Genomic DNA, 20,360 nt, shown 5'->3' on the forward strand with positions numbered 1-20,360 from the left:
CATGATACCGACCTACGACGACGGATGGCACGAGGACGCGGTCGTCTACTCGCTAGACGTGAAGACGTTCAACGACAGCGACGGCGACGGCTGGGGCGACTTCCAGGGCGTCATCGACCGACTCGACTACCTCGACGAACTGGGCGTCGACTGTCTGTGGCTGCGCCCGTTCTACCCGAGTCCGCTCCGGGACAACGGCTACGACGTGGCCGACTACCGCGCGGTCGACGACCGGCTCGGGACGCTCGCGGACTTCCAGGAGCTGTGCGAGCGGGCCCACGAGCGCGACATCCGCATCCTGACCGACCTCGTGTTCAACCACACGTCGAGCGACCACGAGTGGTTCCAGCGCGCCCGCGAGGACCCCGACTCGGAGTACCACGACTACTACCTGTGGACCGACGACCTCGACGGCGCCTACGAGACCATCAACATCTTCCCGGACCGCGAGGACGGCGTCTGGACGTACGACGAGGCCGCCGGGAAGCACTACTTCCACCAGTTCTACCACTTCCAGCCGGACCTCAACGTCGCGAACCCGGCGGTCCAGGAGGAGATATTCGACGTGTTGCGCTTCTGGATAGACCAGGGCGCGGACGGCTTCCGCATCGACGCCGCCCACCCGATGCAACAGGCCAAGGGCCACCACGGCCACCGGCTCGACGACCCGATGGGGCTGTTCAAGGAGATGCGCCGGGTGGTGCGCGACGAGCAGGGCGACGCCGTCCTGCTGGCCGAGGCCGACGACCAGCCGGAGAACCTCGGCCACTACTTCGGCGACGGCGAGGCGTTCGACCTCCTGTTCAACTTCGTGCTGAACGTCCACCTCACCTACGGCGTCGGCGTCAAGGACACGTGGCCGCTGTACCGGGCCAACGAGATACTGCCCGACATCGAGGGGCTCGGCCAGTGGGCGACCTTCCTGCGGAACCACGACGAGTGGAACCTGCTCAAGCTCCCCAACGAGACCATCGACCACGCCCGCGAGTTCTTCGGCGACGACGACGGCGACTCCTGGATATTCGGCCGCGGCCACCGCCTCCGGCTGGCCGACATGTACGACGCCGACCACGACCGCATCGCGATGGCCCACAGCCTCCTGCTCTCGCTGCCCGGGACGCCGGTGTTGCTCTCGGGCGACGAGATCGGGATGGGCGCGGACCTCTCGCTGCCCGAGCGGGAGTCGGTCCGGACGCCGATGCAGTGGGACGACGGCGAGAACGGCGGCTTCTCGTCGGCCGACCCCGCGGAGCTGTACAACCCCGTCGTCGACGAGGGGCGGTTCAGCTACGAGCACATCAACGTCGCCGACCAGCGCGACGACCCCGACTCCCTGCTCTCGCGCGTCCAGCGGCTCGTCCACGCCCACCAGGACCACCCGGTCATCAACGACGGCGAGTACACCATCGTCGACTCCGGACACAAGGACGTGTTCATCCACCGCATCGACCACGAGGGGACGGCCCTCCTGTGTGCGCACAACTTCGCCGACGAGTACCGCGAGCCCGTCGTCGGGTTCGAGGTGCCCGACGTCGACGTCGAGCGGGTCGTCGGCACCGGCGGCTCCCACGTCGAGGACGGCGGGGTCACCTTCCTGCTGGACCCGTGCGACTACGTCTGGCTCAAGGCGGACCTGTAGCACGGGCCGACGCGGCACGACGACACAGTGTCGGCGACGATACCGACCTGCCGTCGGACGGTCACGGTCGATGGACGACCTTTTCAACCGAGGTCGCGTACCGTACGTCGGTGGCGATGACGAGCAGTTACCCCCGCTGAGCCCCTTGTGACGATGCGTTTTCGACCGAGCCACCACCGGCGTACCACGACGAGAGCTACCGAACGACAGCGATAGACAATCGGCAGCACGTTTCGGCCGTTTTCGCTGTGAGTCCGCCAGATACAAACTCATTCACTCTTTTTTCGACAAACGGCCGCAAATCTGACCCCGTTTCAATGATACAGTCCCGAATATGTCCTCAAAATAGCCATATTTCACCATTTGCCACAATACACCCACAGAATATGTCTCTGTTTTCCCTATTTGAGAACCAATATCAGAATTCGGCATCGATATTAGATTGGTCGGCACGTACTGGTGGCGATTCGTCAGGGCCCGCACCGACCGACAGCGACGTCGTTCGTAACATCAGTACACGCGTTAGAGCAGTATCGACCGAGAGTGCTGTTCGTGCCGACGGCGGCAAGGACTCACGACGCTGGAAACCGACATCTGCGGGGTGCTGAGCGGTCCGGACGTATCGTAGAAGATATTTATTCGGCCGTTACACATCGAAAATCGACCTATCAGAAATATCTTCTTTCTGTTTCGTTAATTCTCTGAGTCATTGTCTCAGTTCGTCTTGGTTCTATTCTGCCCCATACTTTTCCATTCTTTGATGTGATAGATTAAGAATTACTCCGTTCCTGGCCCACTCGGCAACAATCACAATATTTCTTATATATCCGGCATCGCTGTGCGATAGACATTCATACCCGGGGCTCGAGGCATGGGACATGGACCGGGACACGCTCAAGCGGGCGCTCGAGAACGCCGACCTCACGGGGTACGAGGCCGAGGCGTACCTGACGCTGGTCGACTACGGCCGGCTGCCCGCCGTCGACGTCGCGAAGAAGTCCAACGTGCCGACCTCACAGGTGTACGAGACGCTCCGGTCGCTGGAGTCGAAGGGGTTCGTCGAGACGATAGACCAGGACCGACTGCACGCAGAGCCGTCGGACCCGGTCGACATCCTCGCGCATCTGCGCGAACGCGGTGAGTTGTTCAGCAACGCCGCCGAGGAACTCGAGGACCGATGGGAGCAGCCGGACCTCAACGACCACCGGGTGGGCGTCGTCAAACACGCCGAGACGGTCCTCGAACACGTCCGGACGCAGGTCCGCGAGGCCGACGTTGCCGTCGAGGTCGCGTTGACCGCCGACCAGTTCGAGTCGCTGCGGACGGACCTCAGGGCCGCCGCGGAGCGGGACGTGATCGTTCACGCCGCGGTCTACTACGAGCCGGACCTGGCCGAGCGGAGCGAGGCGTGGGACCTCTCGGGCCCGAACTTCGAGATGCGGGTCGTCAAGATACCCGGGCCGTTCCTCACCGTCGTCGACCGGAGCCGGACCTACTTCGCACCGAACTCGCGGGCCGCGGAGAACTACGGTATCCTCATCAACGACGACATCCTCTCGTTCATCAACCACTGGTACTTCCAGACCTGTCTCTGGTACTCCTGGGGGCCCCTCTCGTCGAACCAGCAGCTGCCGAAGACGTACATCAGCCTCAAGGAGTTCATCCGGGACGTCACCCCGCTGCACCACGACGGCGCGTCCGTCGCCGTCACCATCGAGGGCCGCGACGTGGCGAGCAGCGAGTTCCGGACGGTCACCGGGACGCTGACGGGCATCTACTACCCCGACATCTTCGTGAACCACGACCCCTCGCTGGAGCGCCTCTCGACGTACTCCATCGTGTGGCTGGACACCGGCGAGGACGAGCTCTCCGTCGGTGGCTGGGGGGCCGTGTTCGAGGACCTCGAGGCCCAGAAGATCACGCTCGAGGCGATCTCGTTCGACGGCGTTCAGTCGTAGGTCGTCTCGATGGTCAGCGGGACCGTCTGCTCGCCGACGCGGACGGTGTACGAACCCGCCTCTGTCTGTCGTTCGCCGTCGCTGTCGACCCGACCGAGTTCGGTGGCGTCGAGTTCGACGGCCACCGTGGTCGCTTCGCCGCCCATCAGCGAGACGCGCTCGAAGCCGCGGAGTTCGCGGACCGGTGTCACGCGTGGACTCGCGTGGTCCGTGACGTACACCTGCACTACGTCGGTGCCGGCGCGGTCACTGACGTTCTCGACCGGCACCCGGACCGTCGTCGTCTCGTGGGGGCCGAGGACCGAGTCGGCCAGCGTCACGTCGCCGTACTCGAAGTCGGCGTAGCTGAGTCCGTGACCGAACTCGAACAGCGGGTCGTACGAGGAGGGGTGTTCGTCCTGTCCGATGGGCGTCGGGTGCGGGAAGTGGTTGAAACGGGTCTGCAGGTGCCCCTCGGAGCGCGGCACCGTGATGGGGAGGCGACCAGCGGGGTCGATATCGCCGAACAGCGTCTCGGCGACTGCCTGCCCGCCCATCGTCCCCGGATAGTACGCCATGAGGATGGCCGGGACGTTCTCGGCCATCCAGTCGACGACGAGTGGCCGGCCGGTGACGAGGACGCCGACGACCGGCGTCCCCGTCGCGTGAATCGCCTCGAGGAGGTCGCGCTGGGCGTCCGGGAGGTGGAGGCTGTGCCGGTTCGGGAACTCGTCGGGGTCGGTGCCGGTGTCGACGGAGGGGCCGAACTCGTGGAGGTACCACGGTTCGCCGACAGCGACGACGGCCACGTCGGCCTCGGCCGCGGCCTCGGCGGCCGCCGCGACGTCGAGCGCGTCGTTTATCGACGTGCCCTGCTCGTAGTCGACGGTGCCGGTCGTCGCCGCCTCGACGCCGTCGCGGATCGTCACGACGTCGGTGCCCTCGGGGTCAGGCACGCTCCAGCCGCCGAGTTGGTGGACCGGGTCGTCGGCGTTCGGGCCGGCGACGAGGACGTCCGCATCGTCGTCGAGCGGCAGGAGCCCGTCGTTCTGCAGCAGTGTCATCGACTCGCGGGCCGTCTCCAGCGAGGCCTCCCGGTGTGGGTCGGCACCGACGACGTCGCGCGCCTCGCCGGGGTCGACGAAGGCGTCCTCGAAGAGGCCCAGACGGAACTTCCGCTCGAGGACGCGCTCGACGCTCTCGTCGACGACGGCCTCGGCCAGTTCGCCCTCCTCGACCAGCGAGACGAGGTGGTCGGCGTGGGCGACGGCGTCGACGGAGGCGACGTCGAGGCCGGCGTCGCGCGTCTGCCTGACGGAGCCGCGGTGGTCCGCGGTGATCCTGTGGTCGTCGTGGAGCATCCGCACGCCGTTCCAGTCCGAGACGACGGTGCCGTCGAAGCCGAGCGTCCCCCGGAGGAGGTCCGTGAGGTACCGCCGCGACCCGTGGGACGGCTCGCCGTCGATGGCGTTGTAGGAGGGCATCACCGACTCGACGTCCGCGTCCAGCACGTCGAGGAACGGGGGCAGGAAGACGTTTCGCAACAGGTACTCGGACACCTCCACGGGCGCCGCGTCCTCGCCGCGTTCGGGTTCGCTGTACGCCGGGAAGTGCTTGGCCGTCGCGATGACCGAAGAGGCGTCGTCGATACCGTCGCCCTGGTAGCCGCGGACCTTCGCGGCCGCCAGCTTCCCACAGAGGTAGGGGCTCTCGCCGAACGTCTCGAACGTGCGGCCCCAGCGGGGGTCCCGGGCGACGTCACACGTCGGGGAGTAGTTCTGGTGGGCGCCGGACCGCCGGACCTCGGTGGCGGTGATGTCGGCGGCCCGTTCCGCCGCCTCGACGTCCCACGTCGCGCCGACGCCGAGCCCGTTGGGGAACGCCGTCCCCTCGGCGACGTAGGCGTGCCCGTGGACGGCGTCGACGTTGAACAGCAGCGGGATACCGAGGCGCGTCTCGGAGAGGGCGACCTCCTGTAGCCGGTTCACGTTCGCTACGATGTCGTCGAGGCGCATGTCCACGGCGCCGCCCCAGCCGAACGAGGCGACGGCACCGACGTCGTGCTCGACGACCTCCTCGGCGACGTCGTCGACGGACTTGAACTCGGAGAGGTGGCCGGCCCACGTCCCGACGAGCTGGCCGACCTTCTCCTCGAGGGTCATCCGGTCGAGGAGGTCCGCGACGCGTTTCGCAGTGGAGACGGTGTCGTCTCTGTACAGGGGTTGCTCCGGCTGTGACTGCATAGTCAGAACAGACAACCACGCCTATTTATAGGTTTGGATGGCCACAGGCCGGCGCGTCAGTCCGAGGCGGCCAGCGGCGCCGTCTCGACGATTCCGGCCTCGGTGATGCGGAGGCGCTGGTTCGCGGCGACGTTCTCGAACCGTCGCTCGGTGCCGTCGGGCCACCGGACGTGGACGGTCACGGTCTCGTGGGCCCCCAGACCGACGTGCTCGACGCGGGAGTCCTGCGAGAGGTAGTCCACGTTGGCCGTCTGTCGGACCACCTGTTCGTCGTCGCCGGCCGTCACGGTGACGACGGCCCCGAGTGCCGTCGCCCCGGCCTCGTCGACGACCCGGAACTGGAGGGCGTTCCGGTCGGCGGCGGCCCCGTTGTCGTAGACGACGAACGGGTCGTCGTAGGTGGCGACGACCAGCTCCTGTGCGCCGTCGTGGTCGTAGTCGAGCGTCGCCAGCCCCCGGCCGTCGGTCTCGGCCATCCCGTTGACGCTCTGGTTCACGCGGGTGAACCCGCCGTCGTCGCCGGCCGCGCTCACGTTGGACTGGAACACCATCGGGTAGGTGTACACCGGGTCCGTCCGGTCGATGCGCACGACGTGCTGGGTCGTGTGGACGAGGTCGCGGTCGCCGTCGTTGTCGAAGTCGGTCGCGCTGGCGGCCCACGCCCACCCGCCGTGGCGCACGCCGAGGTCGTCGGCCCGGTCGGTGAACGTGCCGTCGCCGCCGTTGACGAGGAGGGTGTTCCCCTTCGTCCTGCTGGAGTGGATGACGAACTCCAACAGTCGCTTCAGGCGGTCGTACCGCTCTTCGTCCATGTTGGCCTGAAGGTCCGGGAACCAGATGTTCGAGACGAACACGTCGGGCCGCCCGTCGCCGGTGAGGTCGGCGACCTCGGAGGCCATCCCGTTGCGCGCCGTCGCGCCGCCCAGCGAACGGCGCACGAAGGTGCCGTCGCCGCGGTTGACGTACAGCGTGTCGTCGTTGTAGTCGTTGGCGACGTGGATGTCCGGCCGGCCGTCGCCGGTGAGGTCGACGAAACTCGCCGCCAGACTCCAGTGGTTCCCACGGACCGCGTCGGCGTCGACTCGGCGGAACTCGCCGCCGACGTTCTCGTAGAGGTAGTTCGGGTTCCCGTTGTCCGCCGTGACGGTCGTGTTCAGGTTGAAGTACCCCGCCGGCTTCCGCTCGCGCCACGACCCGGACTGGTAGACGAACAGGTCCGTGTCCCCGTCGCCGTCGTAGTCGGCGGCCGTCGCACCCAGCGGGTAGGTGAGGTTCCCCAGACCGTAGTCGGTCTCCGTGAACGTCCCGCGGTCGTTGCGGTAGGCGTGGACCGCCCCGTCACGGGTGAACAGGAACAGGTCCGGCCAGCCGTCGCCCTCCACGTCGACGAAGGCCGCGCTCTTGACGTGGCCCTCGACGGGTGGCAGCGCGTCGCTCCGGGCGAAGGTCCCGTTCCGGTTCACGAACAGCGCCGGGTCCGACCCGCCGATGGTGAGGACGTCCGGCCACGAGTCGCCGTTCACGTCGGCGACGTAGACGCCGGAGTTGCCGCTGCCGACGCCGGTCCCACGCGCCTCGTAGGTCAGCCCGGCGGCCGCCGTGACGTTCTCGAACTGGAGGCGCGGGTCCTCTCGGGCCGGGGTCTGGTCCGTCCCGAACGCCTCGCCCGCCGAACACCCGGCGAGGACGAGCAACAGCGACAGCGCGACCGCGAGGACACCTGTCCGCATCGTCAGACCACCGGGAGCGCCCACTCGTCACGCGGTGGGGCGAGGTAGCTGCCGCGTCGAATCGCCCCCATGTAGTCGACGATGCCGTGGTCCTCGGCCGGCACCTCGTGGTCGTACTCGTCGACGTTCATCGCCCGCCGGGTCTCGACGAAGTCGGCCATCGTCTCCTGGATGGCGTTGAACTGGAACCCCGCGCCGTCGGACACCGTGTCGGCCACGCCCTCGGTCCGGCGGAGGATGCGGGGTTCGAAGTCCTCGTCGCGGGCGCGGGCCACCTTCTGGGTGTGCCCGACGCGACCGTACTCCCTGGCGTGGGCGTCGACGTTCTCGGCGTCTGCCTCCGTGATGCCGCTGTCGCTCCCGAGTTTCTCGCCCGTTGGGCCGACGTCCTCGGCGCTGTGGGCGGGACAGAACATCTCCGCCGTGCGTTCCTCGCGGGACTGGTCGTACCAGCGGTCGAGGTCGATGCGGAGCGTCGAGGAGGCGATGGTCGTCCCGCCGGCCATCGGGCCGTCGTCGATGGTGACCCGGTCCTCGCTCGGGAGGTTGTCCCGGAACCCGGACTTGAACCCCATCGACAGCGGGGCGTCCTCCGGGATGTCGTCGTTGTCGAGCTTGTCGGCGGGCAGACCCTTCCCGACGTAGCCGGTGTGTCGGTCGACCTTCGAGAAGACGCCCTCGAACGTCGACTCGACGGGGAGGCCGTTGACCGTCTCGACCTCGCCGAACAGCGCCGCCTCCGCGGCGAGGACGACCGACCCGACGTCGCTGGTCAGCACCATCACCGCGTCGTAGGCGTCCGCCTTCCCGGGGTCCTCGCCGACCGCGTCGAGGACGGACTCCGGCGTCGCCAGTCCCTCGGGGACGTCGCCGACCCGGTCGAAGTACCGGGGTGCGTAGCCGAACATGTACAGGAGGCCGCGGTTGAACGCCGCGCCGGCGTCGCCGCCGGTCCCCCACTGGAACGCCCGGTCGAGGAGACTGAGCGTGTCCTCGACCCGTGCGCGTTCGTCGTCCGTCGGCGGGACCGACCCCTCGTAGGCGAGGCCGACGACGACCAGCTGCTGTGGTGGCACCGTGTTCCCGTGTGCGTCGCGGACGAGGTACTCCCCCCAGCGGTGCTGACCGTCGGGGACGGCGTCGGGGTCACCCCGCGGGAACGACGGCTCCGGGTCCGTCGCCGTCTGGGTCCGCTCTCGCTCGTCGTCGAGTTTGGACTGTTCTCGCTCGAGGCACGCCGAGAGGGCACTGGTCCCGCCGATAGCCACCGCCGAACGGACGAAGCTCCGGCGAGAGAGGCCCCGTGATTCGTCTGGGCGCATTGTCACTGGTACCGAATCTCGACTGTTAACTCTTTCGCCGGTCCGCGCGCCGGCGCGACTGCCCCGTCGACCCCGTCGAGAGTGGGCGCTCGCCCCCCGGAACGGACGCCAGTTCGGCGCCGAACCGACGTCTATGTGCATGATTGACCAAAATATTTAATAGTGGTTAGCAGACTCGTCTGACTGTACGCATGTCACAAGCGACCGACGACTACAGCGACCTGATTAGCAGACGGAAGTTCGTCAAATTGACAGGAGTCTCCGGGGCAGCGGCGCTGGCCGGCTGTGGGGGCGACGGCGGCGACGGCGGTGCGACCGAGAGCGAGGACGGCGGGGCCACCGACAGCGATGGCGGGTCGGGGGTGCTCGGCGCGACCCTCACCGGTGCGACGAACAACGGCGTCCCCTCGAATCTCCACGTGAACCCGATGGCGACCCAGAACTACGACTGGATCGCCGGGAACCACCTCTTCGAGCGGTTCGCCGCCTACAACTTCGCCACCCAGGAGTTCGAACTGGCCGGCCTCGAGAGCTGGTCGTTCGAGGGCGAGACGGTCACGCTCACCCTTCGCGAGGACCTCACGTGGGACACCGGCGACCCCGTCACCGCCGACGACGTCATCCTGCAGTTCAAGCTGATGAAGAAGACGGGGGCGACCCTGTGGGACTTCGCCGACAGCGTCGCGAAGGGCGAGGACGACAAGACGGTCGTCATCACGCTGAAGAAACCCTCGAACCCGGAGATAATCAAGCACACGCTGGCCAACGGCGACCTCCGTATCCACGGCTACCAGCCCGTCTACGAGCAGTTCCTCGACAAGGACGCGGCGGCAATCCAGCAGTTCCAGTGGGAGGAGGACATCCACGGCAACGGGCCGTTCTCCTACGAGTCGAAGAACGACCAGGCGTGGACCCTCTCGCGCAACGACGACTTCCACAGCGCGGACAACGTCAACTTCGAGACGTACGAACTCCTGAGCCGACAGGACAACACCGCGCTCCAGCAGGGCCTGATGGGCGGCGAACTCGACGTCGTCACGAGCCTGTTCGCTCCGCCGAAGATCGTCGCGAACTTCCCGGACCGCGTCGAGGAGGTCCAGCTCCCGGCGAAGTGGGGCTACGGTATCATGTTCAACCACGACGACCCCGTCTTCGGGAAGCGGAAGGTCCGCCAGGCGGTCGCCCACGTCGTCAACCGCAAGCAGGTCGCCGAGAACGCCGGCCCCCGGACGAAAGACCCCGCCCCGAAGGTCACCGGTATCGCCCCGTCCGACCAGGAGTCGTGGCTCGGTGACGCCTACGACAGCTTCGAGGGGTACGGGATGGACGCGACTCAGTCCAAGAAGGCTGCCGCCCTGCTCCGCGAGGCGGGCTACTCGAAGTCCGGCGGCAAGTGGCGCGACGGCGACGGCAACACGCTGGGCGGGAGCTACGTCACCCCCGCCGGGTGGACCGACTGGACGACGGCGACCAACACCGTCGTCGACCAGTTGAACGCCTTCGGCTTCGACTTCGACATCAACTCGCTGCCCGGCGGCGACTACTTCGGCGCCTACGTCGAGTCCAACTTCAAGATGGGCGCGTTCTACTGGCTGCCGGGCGGCGCCCGGTCGTCGTTCCCGTACTTCCCGCTGCGCTGGCAGCTGAAGGCCCCCGACATCAGCGGTGGCCACAACTTCTCGACGGGCGAACACACCGTCCCCGCGATGGACGGCTCCGGCGAGATGACGCTGAACCCGCTCGAAGAGATACGTACCGTCGCGACGACCCAGGACGAGGCACAGGTCGCCGAGACGGTCCGGCGCGTCGCGTGGCACCACAACCAGAACCTCCCGGTGCTGGGGCTGGTCGGCAAGCTGGACCAGTCGTGGCTCACCGACGCCGACTGGGACGTCGTCTCGAAGGACGACCCGGCCCGCGGCGTCAAGTGGCCCTCGCACTGGCTCCCCAAGCAGGGCAAGTTGAGCGCGACGAAATAACACCACCAGAGAACGTACGCAATGGTCAACTACTACGTGCGGCGGACCGCCCGAGTGTTCGTCACGATATACCTCGTGGCGTCGCTGACCTTCGGGCTGGTCCGGTTGCTCCCCGGTGGTCCGTTCACGCTGTTACGCGCACAACTCCTCCGGCAGGGCGTGCCGGCCGACGAGGTGGACGCCAGAATCGCGAACCTCCAGAACATCCAGCCCGACGCCCCCCTCTGGCGCCAGTACGTCGACTACATGGCCGCGCTCTTCCAGGGGAACCTCGGCGAGTCCATCTCGCTGGGCGAGCCCGTCGTGTCGATCCTCGCCAGCGCGGCGCCGTGGACGGTGTTCGTCGTGCTCGTCTCGACGGTCCTGGTCTTCGTGGTCGGCATCTTCCTCGGGTCGCTGCAGGCCTACTGGGAGGGCTCCCGGTTCGACCAGGTGCTGACCGGCGTCTCCATCTCCCTGATGTCCGTCCCGTTCTACGTGGTCGCCGTCATCGCGCTGTACGTCTTCGCCTACCAGTTCGGCTGGCTCCCGACGGCGGGGACGGTCGCGAACGGCGTCGAACGGGAGCTCGGGGTGCCGTTCGTCGTCAGCGCCCTGAAACACAGCGTGCTCCCCATCTTCTCGTACACGCTGGGCGCGGCGGGCGGGCAGGCCCTCGCGATGCGCGGCAACAGCATCCAGGTGCTCGGGAACGACTACGTGCAGGTCGCGCGCCTCCGTGGCCTCTCGGACCGGCGTATCGCGACTCGGTACGTCGCGCGGAACGCCATCCTGCCGATGTACACCGGGTTCCTGCTCCTGCTTGGCTTCCGCCTGGGCGGGACCGTCATCCTGGAGCAGATATTCTCCTACACCGGACTCGGCTACTACATGATATCGGCGCTGAACGCCAACGACTACCCGCTGATGATGGGGACGTTCCTCGTCATCACCGTGGCGCTGGTGCTGGGCGTGTACGTCGCCGACCTGACCTACAGCAAGATCGACCCGCGGATCAGCGCAGGTGAGTCAGATGAAGCATACTGAGACGGACAGCACGGGCGTCGACTGGCGGAGCGAGAGCACGTCGGCCCCGGACATGTCGACCAGCGACCGGCTCCGCGAGGTGTACGAGGAGCGGATCCGGACACCGATGGTGGTCGCGTGGGCCGACTGGCGGACGCGACTCGGCTTCCTCATCATCGGGTTCTACGTACTGATGGCGGTCGTCGCGGTGCTGGGTCTGTGGCGCGAACCCTCGACCAGCCAGGCGCCGCGCTACCTCATGCTGTTCGAGAACATGAAATATCCCCTCGGCACGACCGCGTCGGGGGTCGACCTCGCCGCGCTCATCATCCACTCGACGCCGTCCATCCTGCTGATGATCACCGCCGGCGCCGTCTGGGCGACGGGCATCGCGGTCGGTATCGGCACCCTCGCCGGCTACAAGGGCGGGCGCGTCGACCGCACGTTGATGTCCTTCTCGGACCTCGTGATGGCGATTCCGGGCCTCCCGCTCGTCATCATCCTCGCGGTGACGCTGAACCCCGAGAACCCAATCCTGCTGGGCGTCATCATCAACATCAGCTACTGGGCCGGCCTCGGCCGGTCGCTGCGCTCGCAGGTGCTCACCATCCGCGAGAACGACTACGTCGAGGCCTCGCGGACGATGGGCGTCGGCACACCACGCATCATCGCGAAGGACATCGTCCCGAACCTGATGCCGTACGTGACGGTGAACTTCGTGTTCGCGGCGCGCTACGTCATGTTCGCCTCGGTGGGCCTGTACTTCCTCGGGGTCCTGCCGTACTCCACCCAGAACTGGGGCGTGACGCTGAACTTCGCGTACAGCGGCGGCGCGCTGTTCTCGTGGAGCGCGGCCCACTGGCTCCTGGCGCCGATGGTCGCCATCATGGGCCTCTCGCTGGGGCTCATCCTCCTCGGACAGGGGATGGACCGCGTGTTCAACCCCCGGGTCCGGACCCGGATGGCCGGCGAGTCGAAGTCGACGGCCAGCGACGACGAGGACGCCGGCGTGACGGAGGTGCTCTGAGATGGCTCAGGAAGCTACGACGCGACGAGACGGCGACCCGGCGGCGGCGACCGACCCCATCATCGAGATGCGCGACGCCCGAGTCACGTACGACGACGGCGAGACGTTCGTCCTGGACGACGTGAGCATGGCCGTCGAGCGCAACGAGGTCCTCGGCGTCGTCGGCGAGAGCGGCAGCGGGAAGTCGATGTTCGCGTCGGCGATGCTGGACGCGATTCCCGACCCCGGCCGTCTCTCCGGGGAGATCCTCTACCACAAGGAAGACGGGACGACTATCGACGTCCTGGAACTGGGCGACGAGGAGCTCCGCCAGTTCCGCTGGGAGGAGGTCGCGATGGTGTTCCAGGGGGCGATGAGCTCGTTCAACCCCACGATGTCGGTCGGCGGCCACTTCGAGGAGACGCTGAAGGCCCACGACGCCGACGTGACCGCTGGGATGGCGCGCGCTCGGGAACTCCTCACCGACCTCTACCTCGACCCGGAGCGCGTGCTGGACTCGTACCCCCACGAGCTCTCGGGCGGGATGCAACAGCGGGCGCTCATCGCGCTCTCGCTGGTGCTGGAACCGAACGTCCTCGTGATGGACGAGCCGACGGCAGCGCTCGACCTGCTGATGCAGCGCTCTATCCTGATGCTCCTCCAGGAGCTCCAGGAGAAGTACGACCTGACGATGGTGTTCATCACGCACGACCTGCCGCTGGTGGCCGCGCTCGCCGACCGGATGGCCGTGATGTACGCCTTCGACCTCATCGAGGTGGCCCCGCGGGACCGACTCATCGGGAACTCGGGCCACCCATACACGCGGGCCCTGCTGAACGCCACCCCGAACCTCGACGCGCCGTTAGAGGAGATGCGGCCCATCGAGGGCCAGAGCCCCGCCCCCGTCAACGTGCCCTCGGGCTGTTCGTACGCGCCCCGCTGTCCGCTGGCGACCGAGGAGTGCCGTGAGGTCGACCCCGAGTTCTACCGGACCGGGACCGACCACAGCACGGCCTGTCACCACTGGGAGCGGGCGCGCGAGACCATCGACCTGAACTTCGAGGCCGTCGCGGACGACGCCGGCGGCGCCGACACGGAGGACCACCCATGAGCCGGACCCACGACACCGCCGCCACGGCCGCGCAGGACGACGCACCGCTCGTCTCGCTGGAGAACGTCGAGGTCCACTTCGAGGAGGAGCAGGGGCTGTTCGACCTCTTCGAGGACCCCGACGTCGTCAGGGCCGTCGACGGCATCTCGCTGGACATCGAGGAGAACGACGTCCTCGCGCTCGTCGGCGAGAGCGGCTGTGGGAAGTCGACGCTGGGCAAGACAAGCATCGGGCTCCAGCGACCCACCGGGGGCACGGTCCGCTACCGCGGGCAGGACGTCTGGGCGGCCAAGGACGGCCGCGGCGACGTCGACATCCCGTTCGACGAGATACGCTCGTCGCTCCAGATAATCCACCAGGACCCCGGGAGCTCGCTGAACCCGAACCAGCGCATCGTCGACATCCTCGCCCAGCCCATCAAGCTGACCCACCCGGACGTGGGCCGCAGCGAGCGCCGCGAGCGCATCTACTCGCTGCTCGAACGGGTCGGCATGAACCCGGCGGCGGACTTCGCCGACCGCTATCCACACCAACTCAGTGGCGGCGAGCAACAGCGGGTCGCCCTCTCGCGGGCGCTCCTGATGAACCCGGACCTCATCCTCGCGGACGAGGCCATCAGCGCGCTGGACGTCTCGCTGCGGGTGGAGATGATGGACCTGATGCTGGACCTGCAGGACGACTTCGACACCTCGTTCGTGTTCATCTCCCACGACCTCTCGAACGCCCGGTACTTCGCCGAACACGGCGACGGCCGCATCGGCGTGATGTACCTGGGCGAACTCGTCGAAGTCGGGCCGGCCGAGGAGCTCATCGAGGACCCCGGCCACCCGTACACGAACGTCCTGCGGTGGGCGACGCCGGACCTCGCGCTCCACGCGGCCGGCGCGAGCGAGCCGCCGATGCGCAAGATAGACATCCCCGACCCGGTGAACCCACCGAGCGGCTGTCGGTTCCACACGCGCTGTCCGGAGGCGCGGGAGGCGTGTCGGGAGGGCTGTCCGACCCTGTCCGGGGAGGGCACCCACCAGACCGCGTGTTTCCGCACCCAACCAGACCACGAGTACTGGGACAGCGCGCCGCTCGAGGACTGACCGGAATCGGGACGTGGCCACCGGTCGGTCTCCCGGCGGCCTCGGTTGCGGCGGAACCGCACGACCCCCACCCAGGTATCGACCACGGGTGGGACCGCGGGCACGCCACTTGACGGCGGCGCCGCGGTTACTCGTCGGCCGGTTCGGGCGTCAATCGACCCGAGGCGACCATCTCCTCCAGCGGGTGGCCGTCGATGTCGGCGGGCAGGTCGACCCGGCCGTTCCGCTGGACCGACTCGTAGCCGGCGAACAGTATCTCGGTGGTGTTGAGGCCGCGCCGCCCGCTGGTGACCGGTTCGCGAGCCGCCTCGAGGGCGTCGACGACCTCCGCGGCCGACCGGTCCTGGAACGCCGACCCGTAGCGGTCGCCCTCGGACCCGGTGACGTGCATCGTCTCGCCGTCGACGTCGACGGCCTCGCGGTCGCCGCCGTGTGCGACTTCGAGCATCGGGCCGTCGTCCACGTCGATGCGTATCTCGCCGGTCGCTCCCCGGAGCACGAACGAGGCGTCGGCGAAGTCGCCCCCTTCGCCGCCCGAGAGCGTGCCGTAGACACCGTTGTCGTAGCGCCACTGCGCCCACATCTGGTTCTCCTGGTGGGCCCCGAACCGCACGTCCTCCTCGCGGTAGTCGAGCGCGGCCAGCACCCACTCGGCGCCGCGTTCGTCGTTGAACATCCCCGCGAGGTCGACGGTGTGGGCGCCGATGTCGTAGAAGTCGCCCCAGGTTATCTCGACCCGCCGCAGGTCGCCTATCTCGCCGTCGTCCAGCAGGCGCTTCGCCTCGACGAACGGCTTGCCGAAGCGGCGCTGGCGGTTGAACGTCAGCTGCACGTCCCGGCGCCAGCACTCCTGGACCATCCGCTGTGCGTCCGGCCAGTTCGTGGCCATCGGCTTCTCGCAGTGGACCGCGTCGACGGTGTCGCTCCGCGCACAGCCGACCACGACGTCGTGGTGGACCGCCGGCGGCACGGCGACCGTGGCGACGTCCGGGTCCAGTTCGGCCAGCATCGTCCCGTAGTCCTCGTAGACGGCCGCCTCCGGGAGGTCGAACGCCTCGGCGAAGGCGGCCCCGTGCTCCGGGACGACGTCCGCGACGCCGACCACCGAACAGCGGGCGTCGTTCTCGAACGCTTCGGCGTGGCGATACCCCATCGCGAACCCGTCGACCGACGGGTTCGCCGGGTCCGGTCCCGCACCGACGACGACGACGTCGTATGAGTCCATGTCTCGGCTCCAACAACGCCGAACCGCGGTAAAACCGTTACGCCCGGAGCCGTCCCACAGCTATGCGGGCCGCGCACGCCGCCGTCGTCGCTGCGTGGCGCGACGCGACCGGCTCGTCCGCCCGACCGTCGAGTGAGTGTCCCGCCGGGAGTCGTGTTCGCACACCCCAAGATACAAACGGTAACCGGACCAGCGTCCGTCCATGGCTGCTACAGCGATCCGCCACCGGTTCGTCGCCGACGTCGTCGGCCGGCCGTGGTGGGTGACCGCGGCCGGTGCGAGTAGTGTCGTCGTGTACGTCGTCGCCGCGTTCCTCGTCCACGGGCTCGACGGCTGGGCCCGCGTCGTCGTCTGCGGCGGCGCGGTCGGCGGTCTCGTCGCCGGGCTCGCGCTCGGGACGAACGTCTACGACGGGATGGCGGCGGGGGTCCGCGCCGCAGCGACCGGTGCCGCGGTCCTCACGGTACTGGCGACTGCGGTGTTCCTCGCCCTCTGGTACGCCGGCTCCGGACAGGTGTTCCTCTACTGGGCGCCGTTCTACGGCCTCGTCGGCTTCGTCCTGTTCGCGCCCCTCACCGGGTTCGTCGGCGTCGCCGGCGGCGTCGTCGGGGTGCTCGTCCGGCGCTGGGCTCTCCCGGACCGTCTGAACCCGCCGGCCTACTGACCCCGTCGCTTGTCCCCGCTCACTCCGTCAGGACGGTGGTGAAGCCGTCGAAGTTGAGGATGACACGTTGGGCGAAGTCCCCGAAGACGGCCTTCCCGGCGGGCGACCGGGACGTGCCCACGATGAACACGTGGTCGCAGTCGTGCTCGGCGGCGGTGTCGAGGACGTGTCGGGCCCGGGTGGCCGCCGAGTCGACGGCGACCACCGTCGTCGTCTCGACGCCGGTCGCCCCGAGCACCGAGTCGACGAACGCCCCCGCGTCCGCCGCTGCCCCGTCGATGACGGCCGAGTGGTCGTACGCCGCGTGTTCGACCCGCCCGACCGATTCGAGGGTGTCGACGTCGGCGTCGTACTCCGCCTCGTCGAGGTGCCACAACAGGACGAGCTCGCCGTCGGTGTCGTCCACGCAGTCCGCCGCTTCGGCCAGTAGTTCGCGATACGGCTCCGTGTCTCTGAGGCTCACGAGCGCACGTTCCATACACCCGAGACACCCGGGCTCCGAGTATAAAAGTACCGGACAGCGCGGGGTCGACCCGGCGGCCTGTCCACGGCGCTGGTCGGTCGTCCCCGCGTGTCGCCGGCCCCGCGTCCGACCGGGACGTTAATGTCCCTCCAGAGGGATGCGAACGTATGGCACTGACAGACGCCGTCCTCGACGCGGCGTGCAGCCAGCGGGACCGGATGCCGCTGTTGCTCGCCGTCGTCCTCGTGATGGGGGTCCTGCTGGCGTTCTCGTTCCTGTTTCTCCGTCCCGGTACCGCCGCCTACGTCATCGCGCTCGTCGACCTCATCCTAGTCGTCGGGTGTCTCGTCACGTTCGGCGGTACCTACTGGTACTGTACGAAACGAGCGATGGACTGTTGAGGGCGCGCTACTCGGCGAGGAAGGCCGCCGTCTCGTCGGCGAGAGCCGCCACGTCCTCGTCCGGGTCCGACTCCGCGACGGTCTCGAGTGCGTCGGCGTGTCGCCCGTCCTCGAGGAAGCCGAGCGTCTTGACGGCCCGTGCGCGGACGACGCTCTCGTCGGCGTCGAGACACGCGACGACGGCGTCCGCGACTGGGTCGACGGCCGACGGGTCCTCGCGAGCGAGGGCGGCCAGGAGGTCCAGCGCCGCCCCACGCACGACCGGGTCCGGGGCGCCGGTGAGGTCGGCAGCGGTGTCGACGTGGTCGGCGACCGCCGACGGGTCCACCTCGGCCGCCGCGACGGCGACGTTGGCGAACGTCTGCCGGGCGACCCGTTCGTATCGCTGCTCCTCTTGTTCGTGCTGTCGGACCGTCCGCTGGGTCACGCCGTCGTCGACGCGCGCGGCGACCGACGCTGCGTCGTCGTGAGCCGGTGGCTGGCCGAGCCGGTCGAGGAGGGTGCCGACGACCGGCGTGCAGTGGTCCGGTGCCGCCCTGGCGACGGCCGCGAGCAGTCGCGCACCCGCCAGTTGGACCCCACCGAGGTCGGCGTCGGCCAGCGCCGCCGCGCGGTCGAGGACCCCCGTGACGGCGTCGGCATCGGCCTCGGCGGCCCGCGTGAGCGCCGCCGCGGCAGTCTGGACCACGCCGGGGTCGTCGTCACGTAGCGCCCGGCCGAGTGCGTCGACGAGCGGTCGGACGGCGTCGACGTCGGCGTCGGCGAGTGTCACACAGACGCGCGCGCCTCGCTGGCGGACGGTCGCACGGTCGGCGTCGAGGGCCGCCCGTACGTCCGTCGGGTCCACAGACTCGGGCGTCGCGTCGCTCGGTACCACCTCTCGGAGAGGGGACTGGCTGCTACCGGACATGTACGTCTGCTTTCGCGTCGACCGATAAATGTGTACCGGTGCCACGGGGTGACAGACACCGTCGTGCTCGGCGACTCGCCGACGCCGGCCAGCGCGGGTCGAGGGGCGCCGCTATCGGAAGTGCGACGACGATACGGGGGTGTCCGACACAGTAGGTGCCTCGAGCCCCGCAACCGGGCGCCATCGGGCGGCCGGCGAGGGGCAGAACGTCGAGAGCGAACCGACCGCGACGGTGGGGCGCGGCCGGGTCGCGAAAGCGGCGGTGGTGGCAGACCGCCGAGGTGACACGTTCGACTGACGGTTCGCTCTCGCGAGTGCGAGAGCGTACGGCTGGAGTAACGCTACTCCGGTTTCCGGTCGTCGTTCATGGTTCATAACGGCATCGGTATCGGCACGGCGTCTCACCTCTCGCCGATGTCCCCAGACCGCCGGCGACGGCGACGTGACAGGGCGGCGCCAGCGTCGAGACGGCCGGACCGACCAGCAGGCCGTCGGGAACGGGCCAGCCACCACGGAAGGCCCGACGAGCGGCTGGGTTCGCGAAACTATACCGAATCTATCACGACCTTGTTTCAGCTGGAAAGGCGTGAAATCACAACACTCCGCAGTTCCGAATAGGTCTGAAATACGTTATGTACCGGGCGAAAAATTAGTTTCTCTATATCGACGTTTCTGGAGGGTCGTAGCGTGTCGTGGACGGCTGGCCACTTTCGTAACAAGCGTACAGTCGTTATCTTAGAGAGGGAGTCACGCGCAGCGCCTTCCAGTCCGATTCGGAGTCAGGAACGGCGGATGTGCGGGGAAGATAGCTTCAGAAGGCACAAGTGGATATAATTTTTGCCCATCCACCACCATATCTATCATTTCTATATTTGTTTTGGCGCCAGACGAGTTTCTACATCTGCTTTCGATATTTCGAATCCAGATATGATAGTTCTAATTTTACTCCTCCCCCCTATTGGTGCGTACGTGCTACAATTGAGGACATTTCACACTATCTATGCGCATAAGACATTGTATATTCCCGGATTTCGTAGCTATAGTTCTGCGAAGGCGTTCGTCGAGGGACAAAGAGGGACAAGATGGTGAATGGACGGACGAGGCCCTCGAAGCGTATCCAGAGGTCCGTCGCTCGAAGAGATATCGCGTGCCCACCTGCTGTCTGCGGGCCGCCGAATGCTGGCTCGACGCTGCGACCGCCCGGTGACGTTCAGAACGGAGCGTCCGGGCCTTCGTCGGCGGTTGCTTCGGCGGTCTCGGCCGACTGGCCGTCGTCGAGCGGTCCGTCCCACCCGTCGAGGCCGGGTGCGAAGCTCTCGACCGTCCCGTCGAACCCCTCGTAGGAGGCCAGCAGGCGGGCGGCCTGCACGCTCGATTTCCCGTGGGGGCACACCGTCACGACGCGGTCCGCGCCCTCGAACCGTTCGACCTCGTCGACGAGCGACTGGAACGGAACGTTCTCGCTGCCGGGGATGTGGCCGCGCCGGAACGCCGCCGGCGGGCGGATGTCCACGACGCGGGCGTCCTCGTCGTCGAGTAGCGACCGGAGTTCCTCGGTCCCGATTTCGCCGTCCATGTGGGACCGCTAGCGGCCGAGGCCTAAACGTTCACCGGACGCGGGTAGCCGCCGATAC

General features: G+C 67.8%; 17 protein-coding genes. 10 read left to right on the forward strand and 7 right to left on the reverse strand.

Annotation, left to right across the window (positions count from 1 at the left end; translation table 11 throughout):
• Window position 1 precedes the first annotated feature (1 nt).
• Both ACV7GQ_RS14840 and ACV7GQ_RS14845 read left to right on the forward strand, forming a co-directional pair.
• A complete protein-coding gene (locus tag ACV7GQ_RS14840; protein WP_470310990.1) occupies window positions 2-1,639 on the forward strand; it encodes an alpha-amylase family protein in 1,638 nt (545 codons plus the stop codon).
• Between the two features lie 878 nt (window positions 1,640-2,517).
• Window positions 2,518-3,597, forward strand: coding sequence for a TrmB family transcriptional regulator (locus tag ACV7GQ_RS14845; RefSeq protein WP_470310991.1), 1,080 nt, complete (start codon window positions 2,518-2,520; stop codon window positions 3,595-3,597).
• Here the strand turns inward: ACV7GQ_RS14845 and ACV7GQ_RS14850 are convergent.
• Genes ACV7GQ_RS14850 through ACV7GQ_RS14860 form a run of 3 tightly spaced genes read right to left on the reverse strand, consistent with a single transcriptional unit; the run spans window position 3,588 to window position 8,871 of the window.
• Window positions 3,588-5,819, reverse strand: coding sequence for a glycoside hydrolase family 3 N-terminal domain-containing protein (locus tag ACV7GQ_RS14850; protein ID WP_470310992.1), 2,232 nt, complete (start codon window positions 5,817-5,819; stop codon window positions 3,588-3,590). The genes ACV7GQ_RS14845 and ACV7GQ_RS14850 overlap by 10 nt on opposite strands.
• A 56-nt stretch (window positions 5,820-5,875) precedes the next feature.
• The gene (locus ACV7GQ_RS14855) at window positions 5,876-7,549 is read right to left on the reverse strand and encodes a CRTAC1 family protein (RefSeq protein ID WP_470310993.1); all 1,674 of its coding nucleotides are present in this window, start codon (window positions 7,547-7,549) and stop codon (window positions 5,876-5,878) included.
• Between the two features lie 2 nt (window positions 7,550-7,551).
• Window positions 7,552-8,871, reverse strand: a complete 1,320-nt coding sequence (locus ACV7GQ_RS14860; protein WP_470310994.1) for a DUF7405 family protein — start codon at window positions 8,869-8,871, stop codon at window positions 7,552-7,554.
• A 191-nt stretch (window positions 8,872-9,062) separates the two neighbouring features.
• Here ACV7GQ_RS14860 and ACV7GQ_RS14865 point away from each other — a divergent pair, with 191 nt between their 5' ends.
• Genes ACV7GQ_RS14865 through ACV7GQ_RS14885 form a run of 5 tightly spaced genes read left to right on the forward strand, consistent with a single transcriptional unit; the run spans window position 9,063 to window position 15,063 of the window.
• Window positions 9,063-10,850 carry an ABC transporter substrate-binding protein gene (locus tag ACV7GQ_RS14865; RefSeq protein ID WP_470310995.1) on the forward strand — a complete coding sequence of 596 codons (1,788 nt, stop codon included), beginning with the start codon at window positions 9,063-9,065 and terminating at the stop codon, window positions 10,848-10,850.
• 21 nt (window positions 10,851-10,871) lie between these two features.
• A complete protein-coding gene (locus ACV7GQ_RS14870) occupies window positions 10,872-11,876 on the forward strand; it encodes an ABC transporter permease (RefSeq protein ID WP_470310996.1) in 1,005 nt (334 codons plus the stop codon).
• On the forward strand, window positions 11,863-12,882 hold the full coding sequence (locus ACV7GQ_RS14875) for an ABC transporter permease (protein WP_470310997.1): 1,020 nt from the start codon (window positions 11,863-11,865) through the stop codon (window positions 12,880-12,882). Before ACV7GQ_RS14870 ends, ACV7GQ_RS14875 begins: the two co-directional genes overlap by 14 nt.
• Before the next feature lies 1 nt (window position 12,883).
• Window positions 12,884-13,972, forward strand: coding sequence for an ABC transporter ATP-binding protein (locus ACV7GQ_RS14880; RefSeq protein ID WP_470310998.1), 1,089 nt, complete (start codon window positions 12,884-12,886; stop codon window positions 13,970-13,972).
• A complete protein-coding gene (locus tag ACV7GQ_RS14885; RefSeq protein WP_470310999.1) occupies window positions 13,969-15,063 on the forward strand; it encodes an oligopeptide/dipeptide ABC transporter ATP-binding protein in 1,095 nt (364 codons plus the stop codon). Before ACV7GQ_RS14880 ends, ACV7GQ_RS14885 begins: the two co-directional genes overlap by 4 nt.
• Window positions 15,064-15,190: 127 nt before the next feature.
• Here ACV7GQ_RS14885 and ACV7GQ_RS14890 read toward each other — a convergent pair whose 3' ends face one another.
• Window positions 15,191-16,288, reverse strand: a complete 1,098-nt coding sequence (locus ACV7GQ_RS14890; RefSeq protein ID WP_470311000.1) for a Gfo/Idh/MocA family protein — start codon at window positions 16,286-16,288, stop codon at window positions 15,191-15,193.
• Between the two features lie 202 nt (window positions 16,289-16,490).
• Here ACV7GQ_RS14890 and ACV7GQ_RS14895 point away from each other — a divergent pair, with 202 nt between their 5' ends.
• Window positions 16,491-16,952, forward strand: a complete 462-nt coding sequence (locus tag ACV7GQ_RS14895) for a hypothetical protein (RefSeq protein ID WP_470311001.1) — start codon at window positions 16,491-16,493, stop codon at window positions 16,950-16,952.
• A gap of 19 nt (window positions 16,953-16,971) precedes the next feature.
• Here the strand turns inward: ACV7GQ_RS14895 and ACV7GQ_RS14900 are convergent, their stop codons facing one another.
• Complete coding sequence (locus ACV7GQ_RS14900; RefSeq protein WP_470311002.1) at window positions 16,972-17,430, reverse strand: universal stress protein; 459 nt, start codon at window positions 17,428-17,430, stop codon at window positions 16,972-16,974.
• 152 nt (window positions 17,431-17,582) lie between these two features.
• On the opposite strand from ACV7GQ_RS14900, the gene ACV7GQ_RS14905 reads away from it, so the two are divergent.
• Complete coding sequence (locus ACV7GQ_RS14905) at window positions 17,583-17,816, forward strand: hypothetical protein (RefSeq protein ID WP_470311003.1); 234 nt, start codon at window positions 17,583-17,585, stop codon at window positions 17,814-17,816.
• A gap of 7 nt (window positions 17,817-17,823) precedes the next feature.
• Here ACV7GQ_RS14905 and ACV7GQ_RS14910 read toward each other — a convergent pair whose 3' ends face one another.
• Window positions 17,824-18,726, reverse strand: a complete 903-nt coding sequence (locus ACV7GQ_RS14910; protein ID WP_470311004.1) for a HEAT repeat domain-containing protein — start codon at window positions 18,724-18,726, stop codon at window positions 17,824-17,826.
• Window positions 18,727-18,865: 139 nt separating this feature from the next.
• Here ACV7GQ_RS14910 and ACV7GQ_RS14915 point away from each other — a divergent pair, with 139 nt between their 5' ends.
• Window positions 18,866-19,024, forward strand: coding sequence for a hypothetical protein (locus ACV7GQ_RS14915; RefSeq protein ID WP_470311005.1), 159 nt, complete (start codon window positions 18,866-18,868; stop codon window positions 19,022-19,024).
• Window positions 19,025-19,936: 912 nt separating this feature from the next.
• Here ACV7GQ_RS14915 and ACV7GQ_RS14920 read toward each other — a convergent pair.
• The gene (locus ACV7GQ_RS14920; RefSeq protein WP_470311006.1) at window positions 19,937-20,302 is read right to left on the reverse strand and encodes a rhodanese-like domain-containing protein; all 366 of its coding nucleotides are present in this window, start codon (window positions 20,300-20,302) and stop codon (window positions 19,937-19,939) included.
• Between the last annotated feature and the right edge of the window lie 58 nt (window positions 20,303-20,360).

The organism is Haloarcula sp. MBLA0163 (assembly GCF_055632435.1).

Bases quoted from the DNA above. Each gene is read 5' to 3' on its own strand.
- ACV7GQ_RS14840 (WP_470310990.1), top strand. From the start codon at position 2: ATGATACCGACCTACGACGACGGATGGCACGAGGACGCGGTCGTCTAC.
- ACV7GQ_RS14845 (WP_470310991.1), top strand. From the start codon at position 2,518: ATGGACCGGGACACGCTCAAGCGGGCGCTCGAGAACGCCGACCTCACG.
- ACV7GQ_RS14850 (WP_470310992.1), bottom strand. From the start codon at position 5,819: ATGCAGTCACAGCCGGAGCAACCCCTGTACAGAGACGACACCGTCTCC.
- ACV7GQ_RS14855 (WP_470310993.1), bottom strand. From the start codon at position 7,549: ATGCGGACAGGTGTCCTCGCGGTCGCGCTGTCGCTGTTGCTCGTCCTC.
- ACV7GQ_RS14860 (WP_470310994.1), bottom strand. From the start codon at position 8,871: ATGCGCCCAGACGAATCACGGGGCCTCTCTCGCCGGAGCTTCGTCCGT.
- ACV7GQ_RS14865 (WP_470310995.1), top strand. From the start codon at position 9,063: ATGTCACAAGCGACCGACGACTACAGCGACCTGATTAGCAGACGGAAG.
- ACV7GQ_RS14870 (WP_470310996.1), top strand. From the start codon at position 10,872: ATGGTCAACTACTACGTGCGGCGGACCGCCCGAGTGTTCGTCACGATA.
- ACV7GQ_RS14875 (WP_470310997.1), top strand. From the start codon at position 11,863: ATGAAGCATACTGAGACGGACAGCACGGGCGTCGACTGGCGGAGCGAG.
- ACV7GQ_RS14880 (WP_470310998.1), top strand. From the start codon at position 12,884: ATGGCTCAGGAAGCTACGACGCGACGAGACGGCGACCCGGCGGCGGCG.
- ACV7GQ_RS14885 (WP_470310999.1), top strand. From the start codon at position 13,969: ATGAGCCGGACCCACGACACCGCCGCCACGGCCGCGCAGGACGACGCA.
- ACV7GQ_RS14890 (WP_470311000.1), bottom strand. From the start codon at position 16,288: ATGGACTCATACGACGTCGTCGTCGTCGGTGCGGGACCGGACCCGGCG.
- ACV7GQ_RS14895 (WP_470311001.1), top strand. From the start codon at position 16,491: ATGGCTGCTACAGCGATCCGCCACCGGTTCGTCGCCGACGTCGTCGGC.
- ACV7GQ_RS14900 (WP_470311002.1), bottom strand. From the start codon at position 17,430: ATGGAACGTGCGCTCGTGAGCCTCAGAGACACGGAGCCGTATCGCGAA.
- ACV7GQ_RS14905 (WP_470311003.1), top strand. From the start codon at position 17,583: ATGGCACTGACAGACGCCGTCCTCGACGCGGCGTGCAGCCAGCGGGAC.
- ACV7GQ_RS14910 (WP_470311004.1), bottom strand. From the start codon at position 18,726: ATGTCCGGTAGCAGCCAGTCCCCTCTCCGAGAGGTGGTACCGAGCGAC.
- ACV7GQ_RS14920 (WP_470311006.1), bottom strand. From the start codon at position 20,302: ATGGACGGCGAAATCGGGACCGAGGAACTCCGGTCGCTACTCGACGAC.